This window comes from Ochrobactrum sp. XJ1 (genome assembly GCF_024701725.1).
Lineage (GTDB): Bacteria > Pseudomonadota > Alphaproteobacteria > Rhizobiales > Rhizobiaceae > Brucella > Brucella anthropi.
In genome coordinates, this window is the sequence record NZ_VDGD01000051.1 from 1 (window position 1) to 2324 (window position 2324).

Sequence of the window (2324 nt, forward strand, 5' to 3'; positions counted from 1 at the left end):
GCATGGAAAATTGCGGCCTGTTTCGCCTGAATATCTACGAGCCCCTGGCCTTTCCGGCCAGAGAAACTTAACGTGACCACACCTCTCAAATCATTCGACGACGGACACTTTGCCTCATTAGCTAGCAGTATTCCATCAAGATGGTGACGCCAGGGACCGAGCTTTGGCTGCGGTTGACGGGAGCGCTCGTATTTGAACTCAGTCTCTTCACTGCGCAGAACCTTCCGCACAACCTTGCGCGAAACGCCCAGTTCCCGACAGATCGCTTTGATCGTTTTGCCCTGCACATGAGCAAGACGTCGTATCTTCGAAATAGTCTCCACAATAAGCATCCAATAGAAAACCTCGATTGAAATCGAAGGTCATGTTACCCTTTAAATAAGGGGTCCCGTTTGGATGCCGATAACCCCTCAAACGGGGTCCTTATTCCATGCTTAATCACAGCAGGGCTAGCATCAGCTTGTCCGCTTGGCTTAGAGATTAGCTGATGCAATCCTCTAAACGCGGTTCTCAGAAAAGAGTTCCTGAACGCTTTTCGAAGATGGACTGCGGATGCCCAACTCCTCTCTCACTCGGTTCTTTTGGTGAGCTAACCTTGCAGCCAGTTCCATCAATTGCGACCGCTCTCGCAAACCGCACTGATATAGTTTGATAACACAAGCCGCGAGTTCGCTGGGTGAATAAGAACGGCCGCTTTCTTCGAGAATAATGGCGGCTGTCGTAAAACAGCTGCGCAAGAAATCTACCTCGTTAGGAGTATAAATGCAGCTCGCTTCGTTAAAAAACGCCATTTCAACCTCCTGTTGTTGGATAGAGAATGCTAATTCAAATTTGCTAATATAAAAGCCAGAGTTTTTCACAAAATATAACGACAACCATGAATCTAGAAAATGTGCCTCATCAGCGATGAAGCGGACGAGGCATGCGCCTGCTAAAGCGAGCCCTACCAAAACAGGCGCATGTTTGTCTAAAATCGGTCAGTTGTTGGTTAGGGCATGCAGCTCATCGTCGTTCAAGAGACGATATTTTCCCCTATCCACCTTAACAAAAAAGGCTTCTGTTGATTTGCCGAGGGTATGATCTGAAAGGAATGTGTTATACTGTCCATAACGCCACCCGTGCGCATAAATGCGAATGTCCCTTGCGCCGAACGGTTCTTTCAAACTTTTTTCAATTAATACGGCGTGACGAATTCGCGTAATCACCGTTAAGGCATTATCTTTGCGCAGCTTCTGCGGTAATTCCCCTCTTTTATTCCAATGCATGCTCCCCTCCCCCGAGAAAAATTCATCAGCTTTTTTAACGCATGTCCCCTTAAAGTGACTTGCTCGCCCCGAGCGACAGATCGCCCGGGGCTTACAAATACGATTAGTCTTGATGATCAGGCATTTCTTCAAGCTGGGCTTTATTCCAACTTGTAACTGCATGCACGTCGCCGTTTTCGTCTCGCATAAATTCAAGGTCGCTGATTGGAACGGCAACCGGTTTCGCCCCAATTCCGAGAAATCCGCCAACGTCAACAATTACGGTGCTTCCAAGCCCCGCACCATGAACGTGATCAACGGTGCCAACTTTCTCATCGTCGACACCGTACACTGTCGCCCCGTCAATATTATCAGCAATAAGTTCTTCATTTGTCAAGCGGACATGATTGGTGTGATCCATCTTCTTTCCTTTTTGTAAGGAAAACGAAACATCTGCGGAGGGGCATTTGTTCCCTGAGTAAATGTGACGAGTTTAAATATGCTGATCTGCGGCTCTGCGGTGGAACAATTGACCTGGCTGATGGTTGGGATGCTGAGGACAATAGTGATGAAAAATAATTCACCAAAGAAAAGCGCTGGCGCTCGTATAAGTGGATCTGTCCAAAAAGGCGAGACCGGGGATAAAGCTGCTGGTTTTGATCCGGCAGCGGCGCCGATGGAAACCGACGCAGAAGCTGGAGGATCCTCATTTCCGGATAACGATGCAATACCGCGATCAGACGGAGATCCAACAAAAGCCACTGAAAGTAACGCCTCCAGTCACGCGTCCGGCCTCCGGGAATGGAATTCCGATGAATCTACTCATTCCTCCGAGCGAACCGGAGACGAGGTCTGCTCCATCTCAATACAACCCTAGTAAATAACAGACGAGCCGCCACTATATTTCGAGACACCTTTGCAGTACGTTGCCGGGTCATAGCGCGGTAAAGATTGCGCGTTTGCGGATGTCGTAGTACTTGCGAGCAACGTAATTCCGATTGCGGGTGTTGTCACGTTAACTGGGCTGCAGTTGCCTGCCTGACGGTTTGGGCGTAAATTTTGGCGATGCAGACATCAGAT

Annotated in this window: 4 protein-coding genes and 1 pseudogene; all 5 read right to left on the minus strand. The window is 48.6% G+C overall.

The features are described 5' to 3' along the window. Positions 1-332 (minus strand): annotated as a pseudogene (locus FG152_RS27040) (hypothetical protein); the annotation flags it as partial. A 165-nt stretch (positions 333-497) separates the two neighbouring features. After that, on the minus strand, positions 498-791 hold the full coding sequence (locus FG152_RS27045; protein WP_498989440.1) for a hypothetical protein: 294 nt from the start codon (positions 789-791) through the stop codon (positions 498-500). A gap of 186 nt (positions 792-977) precedes the next feature. Continuing rightward, positions 978-1265, minus strand: a complete 288-nt coding sequence (locus FG152_RS27050; RefSeq protein ID WP_319081016.1) for a hypothetical protein — start codon at positions 1263-1265, stop codon at positions 978-980. A gap of 103 nt (positions 1266-1368) precedes the next feature. After that, positions 1369-1665 carry a PRC-barrel domain-containing protein gene (locus tag FG152_RS27055; RefSeq protein WP_319081015.1) on the minus strand — a complete coding sequence of 99 codons (297 nt, stop codon included), beginning with the start codon at positions 1663-1665 and terminating at the stop codon, positions 1369-1371. Continuing rightward, complete coding sequence (locus tag FG152_RS27060; RefSeq protein ID WP_498989445.1) at positions 1638-2006, minus strand: hypothetical protein; 369 nt, start codon at positions 2004-2006, stop codon at positions 1638-1640. Before FG152_RS27060 ends, FG152_RS27055 begins: the two co-directional genes overlap by 28 nt. Positions 2007-2324: the final 318 nt, after the last annotated feature.

Bases quoted from the DNA above. Each gene is read 5' to 3' on its own strand.
- FG152_RS27045 (WP_498989440.1), bottom strand. From the start codon at position 791: ATGGCGTTTTTTAACGAAGCGAGCTGCATTTATACTCCTAACGAGGTA.
- FG152_RS27050 (WP_319081016.1), bottom strand. From the start codon at position 1,265: ATGCATTGGAATAAAAGAGGGGAATTACCGCAGAAGCTGCGCAAAGAT.
- FG152_RS27055 (WP_319081015.1), bottom strand. From the start codon at position 1,665: ATGGATCACACCAATCATGTCCGCTTGACAAATGAAGAACTTATTGCT.